At 70.8% G+C, this 19,681-nt stretch carries 15 protein-coding genes; 8 read left to right on the plus strand and 7 right to left on the minus strand.

Annotated features, from left to right (window positions below; genetic code table 11):
• Positions 1-256: 256 nt before the first annotated feature.
• Positions 257-457, minus strand: coding sequence for a hypothetical protein (locus ACH4S7_RS02535; RefSeq protein WP_398519192.1), 201 nt, complete (start codon positions 455-457; stop codon positions 257-259).
• On the opposite strand from ACH4S7_RS02535, the gene ACH4S7_RS02540 reads away from it, so the two are divergent.
• From ACH4S7_RS02540 to ACH4S7_RS02565, 6 genes are read left to right on the plus strand one after another with little or no spacing between them, the layout of a single operon-like run.
• Positions 456-2,132: a (2,3-dihydroxybenzoyl)adenylate synthase gene (locus ACH4S7_RS02540; protein WP_398519193.1), complete on the plus strand. Its 1,677-nt coding sequence runs from the start codon at positions 456-458 to the stop codon at positions 2,130-2,132. The two genes, ACH4S7_RS02535 and ACH4S7_RS02540, sit on opposite strands and share 2 nt — an antisense overlap.
• On the plus strand, positions 2,129-3,688 hold the full coding sequence (locus ACH4S7_RS02545) for an AMP-binding protein (protein WP_398519194.1): 1,560 nt from the start codon (positions 2,129-2,131) through the stop codon (positions 3,686-3,688). Before ACH4S7_RS02540 ends, ACH4S7_RS02545 begins: the two co-directional genes overlap by 4 nt.
• On the plus strand, positions 3,672-3,950 hold the full coding sequence (locus tag ACH4S7_RS02550; RefSeq protein WP_398519195.1) for an acyl carrier protein: 279 nt from the start codon (positions 3,672-3,674) through the stop codon (positions 3,948-3,950). Before ACH4S7_RS02545 ends, ACH4S7_RS02550 begins: the two co-directional genes overlap by 17 nt.
• The gene (locus tag ACH4S7_RS02555) at positions 3,947-5,131 is read left to right on the plus strand and encodes an acyl-CoA dehydrogenase family protein (protein ID WP_398519196.1); all 1,185 of its coding nucleotides are present in this window, start codon (positions 3,947-3,949) and stop codon (positions 5,129-5,131) included. The genes ACH4S7_RS02550 and ACH4S7_RS02555 overlap by 4 nt, the downstream gene beginning before the upstream one ends.
• Positions 5,132-5,157: 26 nt before the next feature.
• Positions 5,158-6,345, plus strand: coding sequence for an acyl-CoA dehydrogenase family protein (locus tag ACH4S7_RS02560; protein ID WP_398519197.1), 1,188 nt, complete (start codon positions 5,158-5,160; stop codon positions 6,343-6,345).
• Positions 6,346-6,362: 17 nt separating this feature from the next.
• Positions 6,363-7,181, plus strand: a complete 819-nt coding sequence (locus ACH4S7_RS02565; RefSeq protein WP_398519198.1) for an alpha/beta fold hydrolase — start codon at positions 6,363-6,365, stop codon at positions 7,179-7,181.
• A 142-nt stretch (positions 7,182-7,323) separates the two neighbouring features.
• Here ACH4S7_RS02565 and ACH4S7_RS02570 read toward each other — a convergent pair whose 3' ends face one another.
• The 6 genes from ACH4S7_RS02570 to ACH4S7_RS02595 form a co-directional block, all read right to left on the minus strand.
• Positions 7,324-9,087 (minus strand): ABC transporter ATP-binding protein, encoded by a 1,764-nt coding sequence (locus ACH4S7_RS02570; RefSeq protein ID WP_398519199.1) that lies wholly within the window; start codon positions 9,085-9,087, stop codon positions 7,324-7,326.
• Between the two features lie 14 nt (positions 9,088-9,101).
• The gene (locus tag ACH4S7_RS02575) at positions 9,102-10,901 is read right to left on the minus strand and encodes an ABC transporter ATP-binding protein (RefSeq protein ID WP_398519200.1); all 1,800 of its coding nucleotides are present in this window, start codon (positions 10,899-10,901) and stop codon (positions 9,102-9,104) included.
• Positions 10,902-10,924: 23 nt separating this feature from the next.
• Positions 10,925-12,358 carry an MFS transporter gene (locus ACH4S7_RS02580; protein ID WP_398519201.1) on the minus strand — a complete coding sequence of 478 codons (1,434 nt, stop codon included), beginning with the start codon at positions 12,356-12,358 and terminating at the stop codon, positions 10,925-10,927.
• 279 nt (positions 12,359-12,637) lie between these two features.
• Complete coding sequence (locus tag ACH4S7_RS02585) at positions 12,638-13,414, minus strand: phytanoyl-CoA dioxygenase family protein (RefSeq protein ID WP_398519202.1); 777 nt, start codon at positions 13,412-13,414, stop codon at positions 12,638-12,640.
• Between the two features lie 641 nt (positions 13,415-14,055).
• Entirely contained in the window at positions 14,056-14,763 is a 708-nt protein-coding gene (locus tag ACH4S7_RS02590) for a TetR/AcrR family transcriptional regulator (protein WP_398519203.1), read from the minus strand.
• Positions 14,764-15,042: 279 nt separating this feature from the next.
• Entirely contained in the window at positions 15,043-15,387 is a 345-nt protein-coding gene (locus tag ACH4S7_RS02595; protein WP_398519204.1) for a response regulator transcription factor, read from the minus strand.
• A 1,124-nt stretch (positions 15,388-16,511) separates the two neighbouring features.
• Between ACH4S7_RS02595 and ACH4S7_RS02600 the strand changes: the two genes are divergently transcribed.
• On the plus strand, positions 16,512-17,960 hold the full coding sequence (locus tag ACH4S7_RS02600) for an MFS transporter (protein WP_398519205.1): 1,449 nt from the start codon (positions 16,512-16,514) through the stop codon (positions 17,958-17,960).
• Between the two features lie 899 nt (positions 17,961-18,859).
• Complete coding sequence (locus ACH4S7_RS02605) at positions 18,860-19,675, plus strand: aminoglycoside phosphotransferase (RefSeq protein WP_398519206.1); 816 nt, start codon at positions 18,860-18,862, stop codon at positions 19,673-19,675.
• Positions 19,676-19,681: the final 6 nt, after the last annotated feature.

Consider the following 19,681-nt stretch of genomic DNA (forward strand, 5'->3'; position numbering starts at 1 on the left):
CCGAATTATTGCGGTATTTATCAGCGATCCGGTGCACGACCGTACGGCAGCTTCTTTAAAGCTGTCAACAGACCGGCCTTGAATCCTGTAGAAACGCATTAAGCGTTTCTCCCTAGGTATTTACCGGTCCGGGATTTCTCTGCGGTATTTTCCCTGCACTTCGAGGACGATCGGACCCGATCCCCCAACGCACGCCGTTGACCTCGTCTTAGGCGTGCGCTACGGTCGGCCAGCGAAACAGCTTGAATGACTTTGCTCAGGTGTGCGCCGTCGCCTGCCCGAAAATCCGGCCGCCGGACGGCCGTAGGTGTGAAACGAACAAGCGCTGCACATTCGCATTCCGCGCATTCGGCGCCGACACGTAGGCGGCAGCACCTCCCCGCTCTTCGGAGAAGTTGCCACCGAACGCCTGCGCCCGCCGCACCGGAATGGTGTTGCCGAAAGGAGCCTCATTCATGACCGCCGATGTAGTTGGCTGGCCGAGCGCGGATACCGAGAGGTATCGGAACGCCGGATACTGGCGAGATGAGTCCTTCGCCGATTTCCTGACGCCACGGGCGCGGGCGCACGGCGACCGGCTCGCGCTGGTCGACGACCGGACCCGGCTCAGCTACGCCGAGTTGGACGAGCAGTCGGACCGGGTGGCGCGGGGGCTGGGGTCCCTCGGTATCGCCGCCGGGGACCGGGTGCTGGTCCAGCTCCCGAACCGCGCCGAGTTCGTGCTGCTCTGGTTCGCCCTGGTGAAGATCGGCGCGGTGCCGGTCCACACCCAACCGGGCCACCGCAGCAGCGAGATGACCCATCTGGCCCGGCTCTCCGGCGCCGTCGCCTATGCGATCCCCGACCGCCATGCGGACTTCGACCACCGGCTGCTGGCCCGGGCCGTACAGACGGCGAGTCCGGCCCTCACACACGTGATCGTGGTCGGCGACCCCGGGAACGACACCGGATTCACCTCCTTCACCGACCTCCTGGCATCCGAAGCGGCCGACCCGACCGACCCGACCGACCCGGCCGACGCAGCAGCACCGACAGCACCCGTACCAACGTCGTCCGCACGCGGTACGGATCTGGCGGTCCTGCTGCTCTCCGGAGGCACCACGGGGCTCCCCAAGCTGATCCCCCGCACCCACGACGACTACCTCTACAACGGTCGCGCGGCGGGCGAGGTCTGTGCGCTCACCGAGCACTCGGTGTATCTCGCCGCGCTGCCCGTGGCGTTCAACTACACCTGGAACTGCCCCGGTGTGCTGGGCACGCTCGGCGTGGGCGGCACCGTCGTCCTGGCGAGCAACCCCGACCCCGACTACTGCTTCGGCCTCATCGAGCGGGAAGGCGTCACCGTCGCCGCCATCAACCCCCAGATGGCGCCCGTCTGGCTGGACGAGGTGTCGATGACCGACGCCGATCTGTCCACCCTGCGGGTCCTGCAGATCGGTAGCGCGCGGCTGGCCGACGAGATGGCCGCCCAGGTCATGGCCGGCTTCGGCTGCACCATCCAGCAGGTGTTCGGGATGGCGGAGGGGCTGCTCTGCCTCACCCGGCTCAACGACCCACCGGAGATCATCCGAACCGCCCAGGGCAGGCCCATCTCCCCGGCCGACGAGGTGCGGGTGGTCGACCCGGACGACCGGGACGTGCCCGATGGCGATCCCGGTGAACTCCTCACCCGGGGCCCGTACACCCTGCGCGGCTACTACCGAGCGGCCGAGCACAACGCCAAGAGCTTCACCGCGGACGGGTTCTACCGCAGCGGCGATCTGGTGCGCCGGCTGCCCTCCGGTCATCTCGTCGTGGTGGGCCGGTCGAAGGACCAGATCAACCGGGGCGGCGAGAAGATCCCGGCCACCGAGGTCGAGGGGCATCTGCTGGCCCATCCCGCCATCCGGTCGGTCGCCCTGGTGGCCGCGCCCGACCCCGACTTCGGGGAGCGGTCCGTCGCCTTCGTCGTGCCCACCGGTGATACGGCCCCGGACCGCCGCGAGTTGGCCGTCTTCCTCGCCGACCGGGGGGTGGCCGCCTACAAGGCCCCCGACGAGGTACGGACCCTCCGGGTGATGCCGCTGACACCGGTCGGGAAGATGGACAAGAAGGTCCTGTCCGCCTCGGTGCGGGACGGATCGGCCGGATGAGCCGTCCCCCCGGGTCGCCGCGGCTCGACGAACTGCTGGCGACGGCGGCCCGCGACCATCCCGACGGGGCCGCCATCGCCGAGGACGGACGGATCGTCCGGTACGCGGAGCTGGAGGCGGCGGTCGCCGCGGCGGCCGACGCCCTGACCGCCGCGGGAGTCCGCCCCGGTGACCGGGTCGGCGTCCGGGTGCCCCGGAGCGTGGCGGCCGTCGTCGCCATCTATGCGGTCCTGCGCTCCGGCGCCATCGCCGCCCCGCTCGATATGACGGTGCCGCCGGAGCGGACCGCCCGGATGGTGAAGAACGCCGGCATCACCTTTCTGATCACCCCGCCCGGCGCCGCCGGGGCCGCCGCCCGGGTGAAGGAGCACGTCGACGGCGGTCCGGCGATCCTCCAGGACCTCGGACCCGGGCTGCGGCTGCTGCCCGTCGACTGCCCGGCGGCGCCGCTCGACCACCTGCCCGACGCGGCGTACGTGCTCTTCACATCGGGCAGCACGGGATGGCCCAAGGGAGTCCTCCTCTCGCACGAGAACGTGCTCCACTTCGTGCGCTGGGCGGTGGCGCTGTTCGGTGTCACCGCCGCCGACCGGATCGGCTCCCAGTCGTCGCTGACCTTCGATCTGAGCACCTTCGACGTCTTCGGCAGCGCCCTGTCGGGCGCCTGTCTGGTGCTGCTGCCCGACGAGCTGAAGGCGTTCCCGCGCGATGTGGTCAACTGGCTCCGCACCGAGCGGATATCGGTCTTCTACGCCGTACCGACGCTGTACCAGTCACTCCTGTACAAGGGGGGCGCCGACGGCGCCGACCTGCCCGCGCTGCGGATCATCGCCTTCGCCGGTGAACCCTTCCCCGCGGGCGATCTCCAGGAGTACACCGCCGCGTTCCCGGCCGCCGGGTTCTACAACCTCTACGGGCCGACCGAGACGAACGTCTGCACCTTCGAGCAGGTGCCCACCGGGTGGACCGCGAAGGACGGCCTCTCGATCGGCCGGCCGATCGACGGGGTCCGGGTCGAACTCGTCGACCAGCAACACCGGGTCACCCGCGACGAGGGGGAGATCGCGGTCGTCGGACCGACGGTCTTCCAGGGCTATCTCCTCGGAGGCGAGCTGCACGGACTCACCACCCGGATCACCGGGGGCGACGGCGACGGCTCCCCCGCGTACCTCACCGGCGACCTCGGCCACTACGGCGCCGACGGGAAGATCTACCTGCGCGGGCGCCGCGACCACCAGGTGAAACGCCGTGGCTACCGCATCGATCTGCTGGACATCGAGAGCGTGGTCCAGGAGTTCCCCGCGGTGCGCGCCTGCGCGGCGGTGTGGACACCGCGGAGCACCGGCGAGGGACGCATCCTCCTCTACGCGGTCACCGACGACCCGGCCGAGGACCGGCTGCGGGAGGCCGTGGCGGCGGCGCTGCCGCGGCACATGATGCCCGACGCCATCCGACTCGTGGACCGACTGGCACTGACCGACCGAGGAAAGATCGACCGCGAAGCGCTGGCTTCGGCGGCACCGACCCAGGAAAGGGATCATGGAAGACGTCGATGAGCTCTGCACCCTGATCCAAGGGATCATCTCCGAGTCCCAGGGCAGCGTCGAGGAGACGGTGGAGCCCACCACCCCGCTGCTCGTCTCCGGGCTGCTGGACTCGCTGACCATCATGCGGATCGTGGGCCGGGTCGAGGCCAGGACCGGGATCGCCTTCCCGGAGACCTCCCTGGTGGCCGCGAACTTCCGTACGCCCACCGCACTCTGGGCGGCCTTCGAGCGGACCAGGGAAGCCGCGGCCGACGAGAGGGCGGTGTCATGACGGCCGGGACCCACCGGGTGGGCGTCGATTCCATCGTCGCGCGTACGGCGGAGCTGGCCGGAGCCGTCGTCGCCGAGGTGGGCGGGGCCGATATCCGCACCCAGTGGAAGGCGTTCGCAGCCGGGGGCGTCTGGGACGAGGCGCTGGCGGAGCCAGTCTCCCCCGACCACACGGCCCACCCGGCCCCCCGGGCCGGCCGTCCCGGGGCGGTGACCCGGGCCGTGGCCACGATCGAGGGCATCGGCCGGGCGGGGACCGGCGCCGGGCTCTGCTACGCCATGGCGTCGCAGCGGTTCGGCATCCAGTTCCCCCTCCGGTCCGTGCTGTCCGATGACGTCTGGCGCGGCCTCGGCGATACGGAGAACGGCGACGTACTGCTCTGCCACGCCCTGACCGAGGAGGGCGGCGGCAGTGATCCCCTGTCGATGACGACGACGGCCGAACGCCGGCCGGACGGCTCCTACGTCCTCACCGGGATGAAGTCGTTCGTCACCGCCGCCCCGGTCGCGGATGTCGCGCTGGTCTTCGCCCGGACGGCGGCCGAACGCCATCCCTTCGCGCTCTCGGCCTTCCTGGTCGATCTGGGCGCCGCCACCGTCCGGCGCGGCGAGCCCTTCCCCAAGACCGCCCTCACCGAGGTGCCCATGGGGTCGATCGAGTTCGACGGGGTACGGCTGGGTCCGGACAGGATGGTCGGCGAGGAGGGCGCCGGGCTCGGCCTGCTGACGCTCACCACCGCGTGGGAGCGGGCACTGCTGCTGTCCTACGCGCTCGGTCCCATGCGCCGGGTGCTCGACCGGACCGTGGAGTGGTGCCGGACCAGGGAGCACTTCGGGCGCCGGATGGGGTCGAGCCATATCGTCGCCGCGCGGGTGGCGGACATGGCGCTCGCCCTGCACCGCTCCCGGGAACTCGTCTACCGGATGGCGGCCCGGCTGGACGACGGGGAGCGCCCCCGGCAGTTGGCGGCCGACGCCGCGTTGACCAAGATCTCGGTGGCGGAGGACTACCTCATGTTCAGCCGGCAGGCCGCTCTGCTCGGCGGGGTGCGCTCCTTCGTCGAGGACTCGGGGCTCACCACGGACCTGATCAGCCCCATGGCGGCGTCGACCTACGCGGGCCCGAACGACCTGCTGCGCATCACGGTCGCCCGTGAGCTGGGACTGCCCGTCGAGAACTGACCTCCGGACCGGACGGAAAGGATCACATGCACGCCACTGACACCCCGCACACGGAGACCCTCCTCGACCGGGTACGGGCGACCGCCGACGAACTGCGCCTCGGTTCGGCCGATGTCGACCGCGGCCTCCGCACCCCGCACCACGGGTACCAACTGGTCCGGGACGCGGGCCTGCTGACCCTGCTGATACCGGCCGAGTCCGGTGGTGAGGGCCTGTCGTTCCTCGACTACACCAGGGTGCTGGAGACCCTGGCCACCGGCGACGGGGCGACGGCCCTCGGTTTCAATATGCACAACGTGGCCATCGGCTCCCTCTGCGAGACGGGCGGCACCGGGCTTCCCGAGGCCGCCGACCGGTTCCGTGCCTGGGTGTTCAACGAGGTGGTGGAGCACGGACGGCTCTTCGCCTCGGCGACCTCCGAGACCGGTTCCGGCGCGAAGCTGCGCCGTCTACAGGCCACCTACCGGGTCTCCGGCGACGGCTATGTGCTCAAGGGCACCAAGGCGTTCGTCTCGCTGGCGGGCATCGCCGACCACTATGTCGTCGCGGCCCGGGAGGAGGGCACATCCGAGGCGGACGAGGTGTCGCACTTCGTGGTCTCGAAGGACGATCCGGGTGTCGCCTTCTCCGGGGTCTGGGACGGCGCGGCGCTGCGCGGCACCCAGACCGCCACCATGACGATGAACGAGGTGGACGTCCCGCGCCACCGGCTGTTCCTCGGGGTGGAGGGGATGTCCCTGTTCAAACTGGTGCGGGAGCCGCACTGGATGGTGTCCGGCTATATGGGCGCCTACCTGGGCATCGCCGAATCGATTCTGCGTCTCATGGTGCGGCTGTTGGAGGACCATGAGGGCCGCCGCACCTCACCCGTCGTCCAGGCGGAGGTGGGCCGGCTCGCCGTGGAGCTGCGGGCCGCGCGGGCACTGGTCTACTCCGCCGCGCGGCGGGTGGACGAGGAGCGGGGCAGCCAGGAGGCGAACACCGCCGTACACGCCGCGAAGTACTGCATCGGCGAACTCGCGCCGCGCCTCGCGCTCGGCGCCGTACGGATCTGCGGCTCCGGTTCGCTGCGGACGACCGGACCACTGGAACGGCTGCTCCGGGAGGCGTCCTTCTGTGCGGTGATGCCCGCCAAACCCGATGAGTGCCTCGAATATGTCGGCAAGTCGACTCTCGGGTTCAATATGTTCAACTCCCGGAACTTCGACTGGTAGCGGAAGGAGATCCGGTAGTGCCCGTCATCGAACTCACCCACGGTCCGGTCGAGTACCGGCGGACAGCGGGGGACCCGGACCTCGCCCCGCTGGTCTTCCTGCACGAGGGGCTCGGCTGCGTCGCCATGTGGGCGCGGTTCCCCGACGCGCTCGCCCGTGCGACCGGCCGGTCCGCGCTGATCTACTCCCGGCACGGGTACGGCGGTTCGGGTCCCGCCCGCGTCCCGCGACCGGTCACCTATATGGAGGAGGAGGCGTCCCGGGTCCTGCCCGAACTGCTGGACCGGCTGGCCCTGGACCGCCCCGTGCTGGTGGGCCACAGCGACGGGGCCTCCATCGCGCTGCTGCACGCGAGCGAGCGTCCGGTGGCCGGTCTGGTGCTGCTCGCACCCCATGTCTTCGTCGAACCGGAGACCTTGGCGGGGGTCGCGGCCGCCGGGACCTCGTACCGCGACGGCCCGCTGGCCAGACGGCTGGCCGGCTTCCATGACGATCCGGACGCCACCTTCCACTCCTGGGCGGACGTCTGGCTCTCGCCCGCCTTCCGGGAGTGGAACATCGAGGACCGGCTGCCGGCGATCGACGACCCGGTCCTGGTGATCCAGGGGGAGCACGACCAGTACGGGACGGTCCGTCAGTTGCGGGCGATCGAGGAAGGTGTCGGCGGGCCGGTCCGCCGGGTCGAGATCGCGGAGTGCGGGCACTCGCCGCATCTGGAGCGGCCCGCGGAGACCCGGGAGGCGGTGGTGCGCTTCCTGGCACCGGCCGGGACCGACCCCGGGCCGGGCCACCCCTCCCTCGTGGCCCCGGCGACCCCGGGCCCGGTCCTGTCGTGACCTCGCCGGGACCGGCCCCAGCCCCGGCCCCCGTCGTATCGCGGGTCCCGGTCCCGGTGTCGGTCCCGGTGTCGGTCCCGGCCTCGGTGCCGGACTCGGCGGCGGTACCGGCATCGGCACCGGTCCCGGACTCGGTGCCGGACTACTCCACCGCCACCGCCCCGGCTTCGGAGGAGTGCAGGCGCCACCCCCGGACCCGGCTCCGCTCCCGCCAGAAGCGCCGGTAGACCCCGTCCACCCCGAGCAGATCCTCGTGCGTCCCCGACTCGGTGACCTTCCCCTCGTGAAGCACGAGGATCTGGTCGGCGGCCACCACCGTCGGCAGCCGGTGCGCGATGACCAGTAGGGTCCGCCGCCCGGCCAGCGCCCGCAGGGTGTCGGAGATCGCCATCTCGTTGACCGGGTCGAGCGCCGAGGTCGCCTCGTCGAGGATCAGCACCGGCGCCTGCTTGAGGATGGCCCTGGCCAGCGAGATCCGCTGACGCTCCCCGCCCGACAGCGAGGTGCCGCCCTCGCCGACCGCCGTGCGCCAGCCGTCGGGCAGCCGGTCCACGATCTCGTCCACCCGAGCCAGTCGGGCCGCCTCCGCGACCTCGTCCGCGGTCGCCTCGGGGCGGCCGATCCGGACGTTGTCCTCGATCGTCCCCTCGAAGAGGTAGACGTCCTGGAAGACCATCGCGACGCTGGCGGACAGGGTGTCGGCGTCGATGTCCCGTACGTCGACCCCACCGATCCGCACCGACCCCTCCGCCACGTCCCAGAAGCGGGCGATCAGCCGGCTCACCGTGGTCTTGCCCGAGCCGGACGGGCCGACCAGCGCCGTCATGGTGTTGGCGGGCAGGGTGAGGTCGAGGCCGTTGAGCACCGGTTCCGGCGCGGGCGCGTCGGGGTAGCCGAAGCGGACGCCGGAGAATTCGATCGTCGCGTCGGCCGGCCGCAGCGGTGTGGCCGGCTCCGGCAGCGGTGGCGTACGGAAGATCTCGTCCAGTTGGTCGAGCCGGTTCCGTACCGCCCGCAGGGCTCCCCCGGCGTCGCTGAGCGCCGCGACGGGTTCGCTGAAGCGGACCAGGAGCACCGCCAGCGCGATCAGCTCGGCCGCGCCGACCGCACCGCCGAGGGCCAGACCGGTGGCGACGGCGATCAGCGCCGTCACCGACAGCTGCACGGTCGCACCGAAGGCGCCACGCGCCACGGACGTCCGGCGCAGCCGCCGCCGACCGATGTCGTGCTGCCGCTCCATCTCCTGGTCGAGCCAGTCGTTCTCGGTGTGCGCACGGCCGAACGCCCGGATGACGGGCTGGCTCTGGGCGAATTCGAAGATCCGGTCGTTGGCCCGGGACATGGCCGCGTCGACCACCTCGTCCGTACGGCCGATCACCGAGGTCGACCAGCGGTAGGTCAGATAGAGCAGCGGGGCGGTCGCGGCCATCGCGGCGGCCAGCCGCCAGTCGAGGAAGACCATCACGACGAGCACGGTCAGTGGGCTGACGATCGAGGTGATCAGGGGCGCGAGTAGATGGGCGAAGAGCTGGGTGACCTCCCCGACGCCCGCCGTCGCGAGCCGGGTCAGCGATCCGAGCTTGGCCCGGGAGAACCAGCCGACGCTGAGCCCGCCCAGCCGGTCGCCCAGCCGGTGGTAGAGGAGGCCGGTGCTGGACACGGCGGTCCGGAAACCGAACAGGGCCTGTACGTAGTAGGCGACACCGGTCGCGGCGGTCACCACGGCGAGCACCGCCAGCCAGCGGCCCGCTCCCCCGGTGTCACCGTCCAGCAGGGCGCTGAGGACCGGCACCAGCAGGGCGAACGCGGCGCCCTGCAACATCGCGTAGACGGTGACGGCGATCAGATGCGTCCTGATCGGACGCAGTTGGTCCGAGCCGAGGACACGGACGAGTTGACTGTGCACGACGCTCCCTCCGGTCAGCGGTTCAGATACTCGGCCACGTCGGCGCCCGACTCCGCGTACGCCGCCCACAGCTCCCGATAGACGCCTTCGCGCTCGACCAGTTCGGCGTGGGTGCCGCGCTGTGCGACGGTGCCGCGCTCCAGGACGACGATCTGGTCGGCGTCCACGATGGTGTGCAGCCGGTGGGCGACGAACAGCACGGTACGGCCCCGGACCAGCACCGACAGCGCGTCGTAGATGCTCGCCTCGGCCTCCGGGTCGACGAAGGCGGTGGCCTCGTCCAGCACCAGGACCGGGGTGTCGGCCAGCAGGGCGCGGGCGATGGAGACCCGCTGCGCCTCCCCGCCGGAGAGCCGGGCGTCCTCACCGACCACCGATGCGTACCCCCGGGGCAGTTCCATGATCCGGTCGTGGCAGCGGGCGGCCCGGGCCGCTGCCTCCACATCGGCCGCCGAGGCGTCCGGCCGGGCCATCCTGATGTTGTCGGCGACGGTGGCCCGCAGCAGTTGCACGTCCTGGAAGACGAAGCTGACCGAGCGGTAGAGATCCTCCGGTGCCATCTCGCGCACATCGACGCCACCGATGGACACCGCCCCGCCCTCCGGGTCGAAGAAGCGCGGCAGCAGGGCGGCCATGGTCGACTTACCGGCGCCGGACGGGCCCACCAGCGCGGTGACCGTACCGGGCGCCAGACTGACGCTGACGCCGTTCAGTACGGGGTTCCCCGGCGTGTAGCCGAAGGTGACATCGGTGAATTCGACGCCGTGGCCCGATGCCTGCCGGGGCCGCTCCGGCTCGGGCAGGGTGGGCGTGTTCAGGAGTTCCGTGACCCGGGCCGCGGCCTGCCTGGCCTGGCCGAGCGCCTGCGGCGCGTAGGTCACCACCACCAGCGGTGCGGTGATCGCCAGCCCCAGCAGGACGAAGGGCAGCACCTCCACGGGCCGCACCCAGCCGGCGGCGACGAAGGCGGTACCGCCGCTGAGCGAGGCCAGCAGGATCGCGGCCGGACAGATCGAGGCGTACGCGATCGAACTCAGCCTCAGGATCGGCCCCTTGACCGCCGCCAGGGTCTCCATGTACTCGTCCACCGCCCGGGTGTACCGCGCGTTCGCCCGGTCCCGCTGGCCGAACGCCTTGATCACGGTGATGCCCTGGACGAACTCGACGACCGCCGTGTTGACGCCGACGATCGCACCGCCGAGCCGCTCCCCCTGCCGTCCGCTGCGCCGACCGGTCATCCGGAAGAGCACCCCGAACAACGGCATCGTGACCAGGGTGACCAGCGTCAGCCGCCAGTCCAGCGCGAACAGGTAGACCAGGGCGGCGACCGGGGTGACCGCCGCGATCGTGAGATCGGGCATCGAGTGCGCGACCAGGTAGTGCAGGGACTCGACATCGTCCACGAGCGTCTTCTTGACGGTCGCGCTGTTACGGGAGGAGAACCAGCCCAGCGGCAGCCGGCCGAGCCGCTGGGCGATCCGCCGCCGCAGCCGGAGCTGGAACTCCATGTCCGCGTCGTGCATGAGGAGGTAGCTCAGGGACTGGGCCACGAAGCGCACCATCAGCGTGACGGCGGCGAACAGGACCACCCGCCACGCCCTGTCGTCGTCACCCGACAGCAGGGCGGTGGCCAGCGGATAGATCGCGATGAACGCCCCGAGGGAGCTGATCCCGGCGACGCCCTGGAGCGCCACACCGAGGATCAGCCGGCCGCGTACCGGCCGGAGCAGCGTGCCCAGCGCGCCGGCCGGCCGCCCACCGCCTTCCGGATCCCGTTCTTCACTCGCCATGGTCTCCCCGCTCTCCGCCGTCACCCGGCCACCTCCTCATACCGCGCCTACTGGACTTCGGTGGTCCGCCGCGGCCGGATCGCAACGGCCACCAGCAGGGTCGCGAGCAGCATCAGCCCGCCCCCGGCCAGGAACGCCGCCGCGTAGCCGTCCGTGATGGCGTCCTCCCCGCGCCCCCCGTCCGCGACGGAAATGGCCACCACGTTGAGGGCCGAGATGCCGATCGCGCCACCGATCTCGCGGGTCGCGTTGGTCAGGGCACTGGCCACCCCGCTCTCCTCCGGGGCCACCCCGTCCAGCGTGATCTTCATGACGGTCGTCAGCGCGGCACCGATACCGAGACCGATCAGCATCTGCGAGGGGAACAGGACCGTCCAGAAGCCGGTGTCCGGATTGATCGTGCCGGTCAGGGCGAACCCCGCCGCGCTGAGGAGTAGCCCGCCGATCATGACGGTACGCGCGCTCAGCCCGGAAAGCGCCTGGCCGGTGCCGAGCGAACCGAGGAGGACACCGACTCCGATCGGCACGAAGGCCAGACCGGTCATCAGTGCCGAGTACTCCTGCACCAGTTGGAGGTAGTAGGTCAGGAACAGGTAGTACGCGTAGAGGCCGCTCGCGATGAGGATGACGATCAGATAGCCGCTGCCCCGGACCCGGTTCAGCACGATGCGCAGGGGCATCATCGGCTGCGCCGCGCGGGACTCGATCCAGACGAAGAGCGCGAGGATGAGCACACCGGCCCCGCTGAACGCCAGGGTGGAGGTGCCGAGCCAGCCGTCCTCGATGGCCTCCGAGATGCCGTAGATCAGCGAGCCGACGCCGACCGTCGCGGTGAGGGCGCCGGGCAGGTCGTACGAGGACCTGGCCCCCTTGCTCTCGGACAGCCCCCGCATGGCGGGGCCGAGGATGAGCAGCACCACCGGCACGTTGAACCAGAGGCACCAGCGCCACGACAGGTACTCGGTGAGCACTCCGCCGAGGATCATGCCCACGACGCCGCCGGTGCCGACCGCGGCGCCGAAGATGCCGAACGCCTTGGCGCGCTCCTTGTCCGAGGTGAACATGGTGGTCAGCAGGGAGAGCGCGGCCGGCGCCAGGAACGCGGCGGACACACCCTGTGCGCCGCGGGAGATGAGCAGCATGGCCTCGTTCACCGCGAAGCCGCCGACCAGGGACGACACCGCGAAGCCGAGCAGGCCCGCGATGAAGAGCTTCTTACGGCCCTTGAGGTCCGCCACCCGGCCGCCGAGCAGCAGGAATCCGCCGAAGGTCAGGGAGTAGGCCGTGACCACCCACTGCCGGCTGGAGTCCGACATGTCCAGGGCGGACTGCGCGGACGGCAGGGCGATGTTGACCACCGAGGCGTCGAGCACGACGAGCAGTTGGGCGGAGACGATGATCCACAGCGCGCGCCAGCGGCGGGGATCACCCCCCTCCTCGGGCTTGCCGACTCCGGCGTCGCGGACTTCCGAGTGTGGCATCGTTCCTCGCTCAGGTTGGGGGCGTGACTGATCGGCTCGTGCCGGCACGCTGGACGGAGAGTTCTGGCGGAGTGCCCCTCGGGCGGGGGGCTCGGGAGGATTCCGCCGATCCGGAGACCGGCCCGGAAACCCGCTCCGGAGGCGGTGTTCGGAGGCCCTGTTCGGAGACCCGCATGGAGACCTGCCCCGGAGATCCGGTCCGGAGATCCGGCTCAGGTGGCCCGGTTCAGGTGGCCCGGTGCAGGTGACCCGGTTCAGGTGACCCGGTTCGGAAGCGCCCTACCGGCCGACCAGGGGGTACAGCTCGTCGGGGAGCTTCTGGCCCGGTTTCAGCTCGCCCGGGACGGGGACACCGGGGACCGGGCGGTAGGTCGCCTCGGCGTCGATGAGGGCCACGACGTACGAGACGCGTTGCTCGTCGGTGGTGTTGGCCGCGGCGAGATGGCCCGTACGGCCGTGGTGGAAGGTGCAGTCACCGGCCCGCAGCGGGATGGTGACCCGGGCGCTCCAGGTCAGCTCCGGCCAGTGCCTGACCATGTATCCGTCGGGGTCGTCGCCGAGTACGGAGAGATCGACCCGGTCGGGTCCCGGCCGCTCGTGGGAGCCGGGCAGGAAGGTCATACAGCCGCGTTCGACCGAGACGTCCACCAGCGCCACCCAGGCCGTCAGGCTGACCCGGCTGTCGAAGGGCAGGAAGGTCTCGTCGTCGTGGAGGTTGGTACGGGCGCTGCGGTGCGGCTCCTTGAGGAGTACGTCACCGCGCCACACCCGGAGCGGCATCCCCGCCATCCGCACGGCGCAGGCGCCGATGCGGGGGTGCAGGGCCAGCGCCCGTAGCGTCTCGTCGCTGCGCCAGACGTGTTCGGTGGAGATGATCCGCGTCCGGCCCGCGTCGTCGGACTTGCTGTGTTCGGACAGGGCCGCGAGCGACGCCGCGCGGCAGTGGTCCACCTCGGCCGCGGAGAGGATCCCCGGGACATGGGCGAAGCCGTACTCCCGGAAGGAGTCCACGGTCCGCTCCGGTATGCCGGGGGAAGCCGCGTGCTGTGTCGTCATGGTGTCGTTCCCCTCCGGGCCACTGGGGCCTGTCTGGGCCTGTCGAGGCAAGTGGCCGGGGCTGGCACCGCACCCTCGGGTACGGGTCAACCACGCTGTCACGCTTACTTTATAACACAGTGTCGGAAAGTTGCCGAGCCTTGTGTACGGGGCGAGTTGAGCCCCGGCGCGACCAGCTCGGGTGGGGTCCTACGGGGGGCGTACGGGCGGCTCCACGGGGGGGCCGTACGGGCAGCGGCACGGGCGGCTCCGCGAGTGCCCGTACGGACGGCGATACGGGCGGTGCCACAGGTGCGGGCGGTTCCGCAGGTACTCGCGAGTGCGGTTCAACAGGCGACCGTACGGGCGGCGGCACAAGCGGTCGCGCAGGTGCTCGTACGGACGGCGGTACGAGCGACTCCGCGGGTACGAGCGGCTCCGCGGGTACGAGCGGCTCCGCGGCCCGCGCCACGGGCCGCCTCACGGTCCGTTGCGCCGACGCCCCTGAACGGCGGTCCCCCCGGCCGGGGCTGGGTGCCGGGCCCGGCACCCTCGCGAGGCGGACCCGGTCGGCGTCACGAACTACGGCCCCGGCTGCGGCAGATGGTTGCGGACCCGGCGACAGACCGCGCCGGGTCCAGCGACAGCGGCCCGCGGCCGACTCAGTCGCGGCGGACGGCCACTCCGTCCAGGAAGAGTTCCAGCTTCCGTTCGAACCAGGCCGCGGGTGAGCCCGAGACCGCGTCCGCGAGCACCCCGCGAAGCCGCGAGTCGAAGGTGTCCATCCATGGCCCGATCAGCTCGCGCCGCCGCCGCCGTACGGAGTCGATGGCCGCGGTCGCCTCGTCGGACTCGGTCGTGGAGTCGTCGCTCCCGAGCGGCAGCACGGCCAGGAATGCCTGAGTGACCAGCTCGGCGAGCATGTCCATGATGAGGACGGAGTCCTCCGGCGAGAAGCCGGCGTCGAGCAGCGCGATCCCGGTGCGATTGTCCCGCTGCACCAGCGCCGGACCGGTCAGCCGCAACGCGGTGATCTCCTGCGCCAGTCCGGGGCGGGCCGCGTACAGCCGCCAGTGTGCCCACGCGGTCGCCGTGAGGAAGGCACGCCAGTCCTCCTCCGGAACGGGCCACTCGATCGCGCGGACCGCGTGGTCGGCGGCGGCGGCGGCGAGCGCGTCCCGGCTGGGGAAGTAGCGGTAGAGCGTCGAGTGCGAGATGCCGAGGTGCTCGGCGACGGCCGGCATCGTCAGCCGCGCGAATCCGATGCTCAGCGCCGCCCCGATGATCGCCTCCCGGTCGGCCATGGGCGGGCGACCCATGCGTCGAGGACGTGAGCCCCTGGTGGTCGCCTTGGTGTCCCGCGTGCTCATCGGGGAGGTCCTCTCTGTCGACTGCGCACCCATAGTAGGAACACCACGAGGTGACTCCGCGCCGGCGGGAGACGCGCCGACAGCGCTCCCCCGACCACTCGGGTCGCGCACCTCCCGGCGCCGGGGTGGGGCGCCCCGGGCCAGGCGCGGTGCGCGCTACGAACGGTCGGTCGGGAGCCCTACGGGGAAGCTCGCCCGTCGGCGTCGGGCGAGCCGCCCCGGTGGCCACCCGGGGCCTGACCAAGGGGCCACCCAGGTCTGGCCAAGGGGCCGATCGATCTAGCGAAGGGGTCGCTGACCGTCCGTCAGGCCGCCACCGGCCACCGGACCGTCCTCGCGGTCCCGACGGCGCTCACCACATTGACGCCGTTTTCTCTGATCACAGGCACAGGCTTCCAGCAAGAGAGATGTCCCCAACTGCTTGGAACCGCGAGTGCCGCCTTCCAGAAGCCATTTGGCCACAATTGCCGCCCTGCTTCGGACGCCGTATCGATCATATAGACGCTGCAAATGGGAGTCGACCGTTCGAACCGACATGCCAAGGCGCTCGGCTATCTGCTTATCGCGATATCCTGCCGCGATCAGTGACAGTATTTCGATTTGCCGCGTACTGAGCTGCATCATCGGTATCCTTAGCGCGAGAAACACCGCAGGGCTTTTTCAGTGAATAGGGCTGAGCCGTGTTTATTGGCAAGACGTATCGCAGCCGCTGGCTCACGATTGACTACGTGGTGGGGGAGGCGACTTGCGCACGCCGGGCAGCCATCGTCCTTATTTCGCTAGGTGGTTGGTCTCGTCCTGGGCAGTATGCCGTGAGCAGTTTCGGGCCCCGCCGAAATACGGCGGACGACTACGGTCGGAGTCGCGGTCCGGTAGTGGCGTATCCGGCCGACCAGAATCCATCTTGAGCGAAGTTATCCACATTAACATGTGGAGGAACGTTAGGCCGCCCTACCTTCGAGGTCAAGATCTCGTTGCTAGCCGCGAGTGCTCGATCGCGGGAAGTTGGGACGGCTCTGATCCGTTCTGCCGCGGAGTATCCGTAGCCGTTCGAGCCATCGCTCGCGAACACTCCCGCACCGCGCAATAGGCATTCCCACACGGCACGGACGGGCTGCCGCAAGGCCGCGAAGAACGCACTCGGCGTCGGATATCCGACGGTGTGCGCGACCCGACGGACAGGACCGACGGGCCGTCATGGAGGGGGCTCGACATGCCTCCGGATGAGGGCTGGCGGCCACGCAGAAACATCCGGAGCGCGGCGACACCCGAGCTGTCCACCCACACCGTGACCGCGCCCCACCCCGGCACCCACTCCCCTACCCGTCCACAGAGCCCGCGTTGGCCGAAAAGTGGCGCCCGGCAGCGGCGGAGGACGGGACGGAACAGCGGGGCCACCACCTCGTGTCCGTCCCGCCTCGCGACTACCCGCGCGCCCGCGCCCGCGCGTTCTCCTCCTCAGCACCGGTCAACCGATTCAGCTCCGCGGCAGGCGGCAGCCCGTCACCATGACGGCGCCCCGCGTCGGCCGGCCGAGGGAAACCGGCTCGCGATCCCACACCGGAGGAGTGGTCGTGGCGCGCACAGCGGAGCTTGTCCGTCTGGCAACAACGTGTGGCCGGGTGGCGTATTGCGGCCAGTGGCGACCCTGCGTAGCGTCATCGAGTGCCGAACATTCACACGTGCCACAGACGTCACTTCCGTACGAACGCGCCCACCAGACACAGGTGTTGCAAGGAGTGCTCGGCATGACAGCGGCTTCCGCCTCGATCGGCTCCACGGCCCTCGGCAACCGACGCGCCGCCCTCGTTGTCCTCTGCTTCGTACAGTTCATGCTCGTCCTGGACGACACCGTCGTCAACGTCGCCCTGCCCAGCATCCGGAGCGACCTCGGCTTCACCACCGCGGACCTCACCTGGGTCGCCAACGCCTACTTCCTCGCCTTCGGCGGACTGCTGCTGCTGTTCGGCCGACTCGCCGATCTGGTGGGCCGCCGACTGGTGTTCCTCTGGGGCGTGACCCTCTTCGGGGCCGCGAGCCTGCTCTGCGGACTCGCCCAGGAACCCTGGCAGCTCGTGACCGGACGGTTCGCCCAGGGCGCCGGCGCGGCCATGGCGAGCCCCGCCGCCCTGGCCATGATCACCCTGCTCTTCCCCGGCCGGGAGGAACGCGCCAAGGCCCTCAGCATCTGGGGCGCCATCGCGGGCCTGGGCGGCACGACGGGCGTGGTGATCTCCGGCGCGCTGACCGGACTGGCGTCCTGGCGCTGGATCTTCCTGATCAATCTGCCGGTGGCAGCCGTGGCCCTGGTACTGCTGCCGCGACTGGTCGGCGAGAGCCGTACGGAGCGCCCCACCCGCCTGGATGTGCCGGGCGCGGTACTGGGCACCGGCGCCATCGTCGCTCTGGTCTACGGCCTCCTACAGAGCGAGCGGGCCGGCTGGACCGACTCCGCGGTGCTGGGACCGGTGTTGCTCGCCGTCATCCTGGGCATCGCGTTCGTCGCGGTCGAAAGGCGCACCGCCGACCCGCTCATCCCGCCGTCCTTCCTCGCCGTGCGCATCCGGGCCGTGTCCAACGGCGCGGGGTTGCTCTTCACCGCCGCCTTCTTCTCCCTCTCCTTCCTCCTGATGCTGCATCTACAGACCGTGCTGGAGTACGGCCCGCTCAAGGCCGGTCTCGGCTACCTGCCCTACGGCGCCGGCATCCTCACCGGCGTCTGGTGCTCCTCCCGCGTGGTCGTCAGGCTCGGGCTGCGCTGGACCCTGGTCCTGGCATTCCTGATCAGCGCCGGTGGGCTCCTGTTGCTGTCCGGGGTGTCACCGGACGACAGTTACGCGATCGGGGTCCTGCCGGGGATGCTCGTGGTCAGCTTCGGTTCCGGTCTCGGATTCCCCGCCCTGGCCATCGCCGGGGTCACCGGCACCGACGAGGAGAACGCCGGCCTCGGCTCGGCCATCCTCAGCTCGGTCCAGCAGATCGGCGGGGCCGTGGGACTGGCGGTGCTGGTCACCGTCGCCACCCGGCGCAGCGAGGAGTTGACCGAGTCGGAGGGGCCGCTGCGCGCCGCGACGGAAGGGTTCTCGCTCACACTCACCATCGCGGCCGGACTGCTCGCCCTCGGCGCCGCCCTCGTCGCCGTACTGCTCGCCAAGGACGAATCGGCGCAGCCGACGGCCGCCAGGAAGGAACGGTAACCCGGGGCCGGCCACGGTCGGTTCAGCGGGCGGGACTTCCCCGTCCGCTAAACCGATCCACTATGCCGGAGATCGAGTTACCGTTCCCTGCTGCTCCACCCCAACGGCCGGAACTCGCCCCTGGGTGGACGTACGGGTTCGCGACACTCGTCCCGGAAAGGCGCCCGTCCCGCCGTGCCCACGGGCACATCGCCGTACGAGCGGGGCGAGATCGCCCGCGCGCACCCATCCGTCGGCGGCCTGGAAGAGCCCCGGGACGTCGCGGCATTCGCCGGGGAGCCCACCCAATTTTCGACGGAACCGGCCGGTCCGTTCACCGCGGCAGGGTTCCGTGATTCCTCTCCCTGTGAGGGTCCCGTCGAAATCGTGAACCATTCGGTCTATTTCGATGGACTTTCGATGGAGAGAACTGACGCCGGATGCCCCACTGGGGTTTCCTGGGCGGCCGAGCGGCGGGGGCAGTCACACCCCTGCCGATGGCCCGGTGTTGTTCCGTGCCCGCTCCGGGGCCGTTGCCGGAAAGGCGGTTGAGCACCGGAAGGTATCCGTTCACCATTCCGGCTCTGCTGTGCCGGGTTCCGTGCCGGCCCCCGGCACGGCAGAGCCGGAATCCCCCCGTCCATCGCCCCTGCCTGCGCGTGTACTACCCACAGAACACCGCTATTCGCCACCGCGACGACCGGCCGACAAATGACCGACCCACCGGTGGCCATCCCCGATCACGCCCCGCATTGGCTTACGGCCGACCCGCCCCGGGGTAATCCGCCACTCCGCGCGAGCACACCCGGGCGCCGCGGGCGGGCTCGTCCGGGGCGGGGCTGGAGACAACCCCCACAGCCCGAGCGGCGCGGGCGGGCCGGTCCGACCGGTCCGGCCACCATGTGTGGCAGGGTGCCTCTGTGTCCACAGAACGCGTCTCATTCGAAGAGCTGCCCGCCAGCCGCCGCGAGGTGCTCGCCAAGCGGTTCGGCCCGATCCTGGACATCGCGAACTCCCCCGGCTGCCCCGACTCGGAGGTCGCCGCCCGGATCGTGACCCCGCAGGGCAGGTACGAGGTGAAGGGGGTGCGGACCGACCATCCACGCGTGACGGCCCAGGCGCGCGAGGCCGCGGTGAACCCGGCGGTCGCTAGGGTGATCGCGCCCCGGCTGCGCTGGCGCGCCGTGCGCGACGGCTGGGACCTGAACGTCTTCGACGCGCTCGACGGCCGCCCCGCCGACCACCGCCCCGGCTCGGCCGATCTGCCACTCGTGGCGGATCTCCTCACCACCGTCTCCGAACTGCGCGCCCCCGCCACCGTCGAGCCGCACCTCGCCGACCAGCGCCTCACCCGCTACGCCGCCTCCCCCGCCGACCTCGACCGCTTCCGGGGCGACCACCTCTGCCACACCGACCTCACCGACGAGAACGTCCTCGTCGCGGACGGCCGGGCGTGGCTCGTGGACTGGACCCGCGCGACCCGCGGAGCAGCCTGGCTCGACTCGGCGTCCTGGATCATCTGGCTCATCTCGGCGGGCCGACACACCCCGTCCGCGGCAGAACGCCAGGCCACCGAGATCCCCGCCTTCCGCCAGGCCCCACCCGCCGCGGTCACCGCATTCGCCGAGGCCGGCGCGAACCTCTGGGAGGAGATCACCGCCAGCGCTCCGGACCCGTGGTCAACCAGCGTGTACGTCGCGGCCCAGTCCTGGCTGACCCACCGCAGGGGCCTCTGAACGGCG

Origin of the sequence: Streptomyces sp. NPDC020965 (assembly GCF_044333555.1) — a bacterium.
Classification (GTDB): domain Bacteria; phylum Actinomycetota; class Actinomycetes; order Streptomycetales; family Streptomycetaceae; genus Streptomyces.

Bases quoted from the DNA above. Each gene is read 5' to 3' on its own strand.
- ACH4S7_RS02540 (WP_398519193.1), top strand. From the start codon at position 456: ATGACCGCCGATGTAGTTGGCTGGCCGAGCGCGGATACCGAGAGGTAT.
- ACH4S7_RS02535 (WP_398519192.1), bottom strand. From the start codon at position 457: ATGAATGAGGCTCCTTTCGGCAACACCATTCCGGTGCGGCGGGCGCAG.
- ACH4S7_RS02545 (WP_398519194.1), top strand. From the start codon at position 2,129: ATGAGCCGTCCCCCCGGGTCGCCGCGGCTCGACGAACTGCTGGCGACG.
- ACH4S7_RS02550 (WP_398519195.1), top strand. From the start codon at position 3,672: ATGGAAGACGTCGATGAGCTCTGCACCCTGATCCAAGGGATCATCTCC.
- ACH4S7_RS02555 (WP_398519196.1), top strand. From the start codon at position 3,947: ATGACGGCCGGGACCCACCGGGTGGGCGTCGATTCCATCGTCGCGCGT.
- ACH4S7_RS02560 (WP_398519197.1), top strand. From the start codon at position 5,158: ATGCACGCCACTGACACCCCGCACACGGAGACCCTCCTCGACCGGGTA.
- ACH4S7_RS02580 (WP_398519201.1), bottom strand. From the start codon at position 12,358: ATGCCACACTCGGAAGTCCGCGACGCCGGAGTCGGCAAGCCCGAGGAG.
- ACH4S7_RS02585 (WP_398519202.1), bottom strand. From the start codon at position 13,414: ATGACGACACAGCACGCGGCTTCCCCCGGCATACCGGAGCGGACCGTG.
- ACH4S7_RS02590 (WP_398519203.1), bottom strand. From the start codon at position 14,763: ATGAGCACGCGGGACACCAAGGCGACCACCAGGGGCTCACGTCCTCGA.
- ACH4S7_RS02595 (WP_398519204.1), bottom strand. From the start codon at position 15,387: ATGATGCAGCTCAGTACGCGGCAAATCGAAATACTGTCACTGATCGCG.
- ACH4S7_RS02600 (WP_398519205.1), top strand. From the start codon at position 16,512: ATGACAGCGGCTTCCGCCTCGATCGGCTCCACGGCCCTCGGCAACCGA.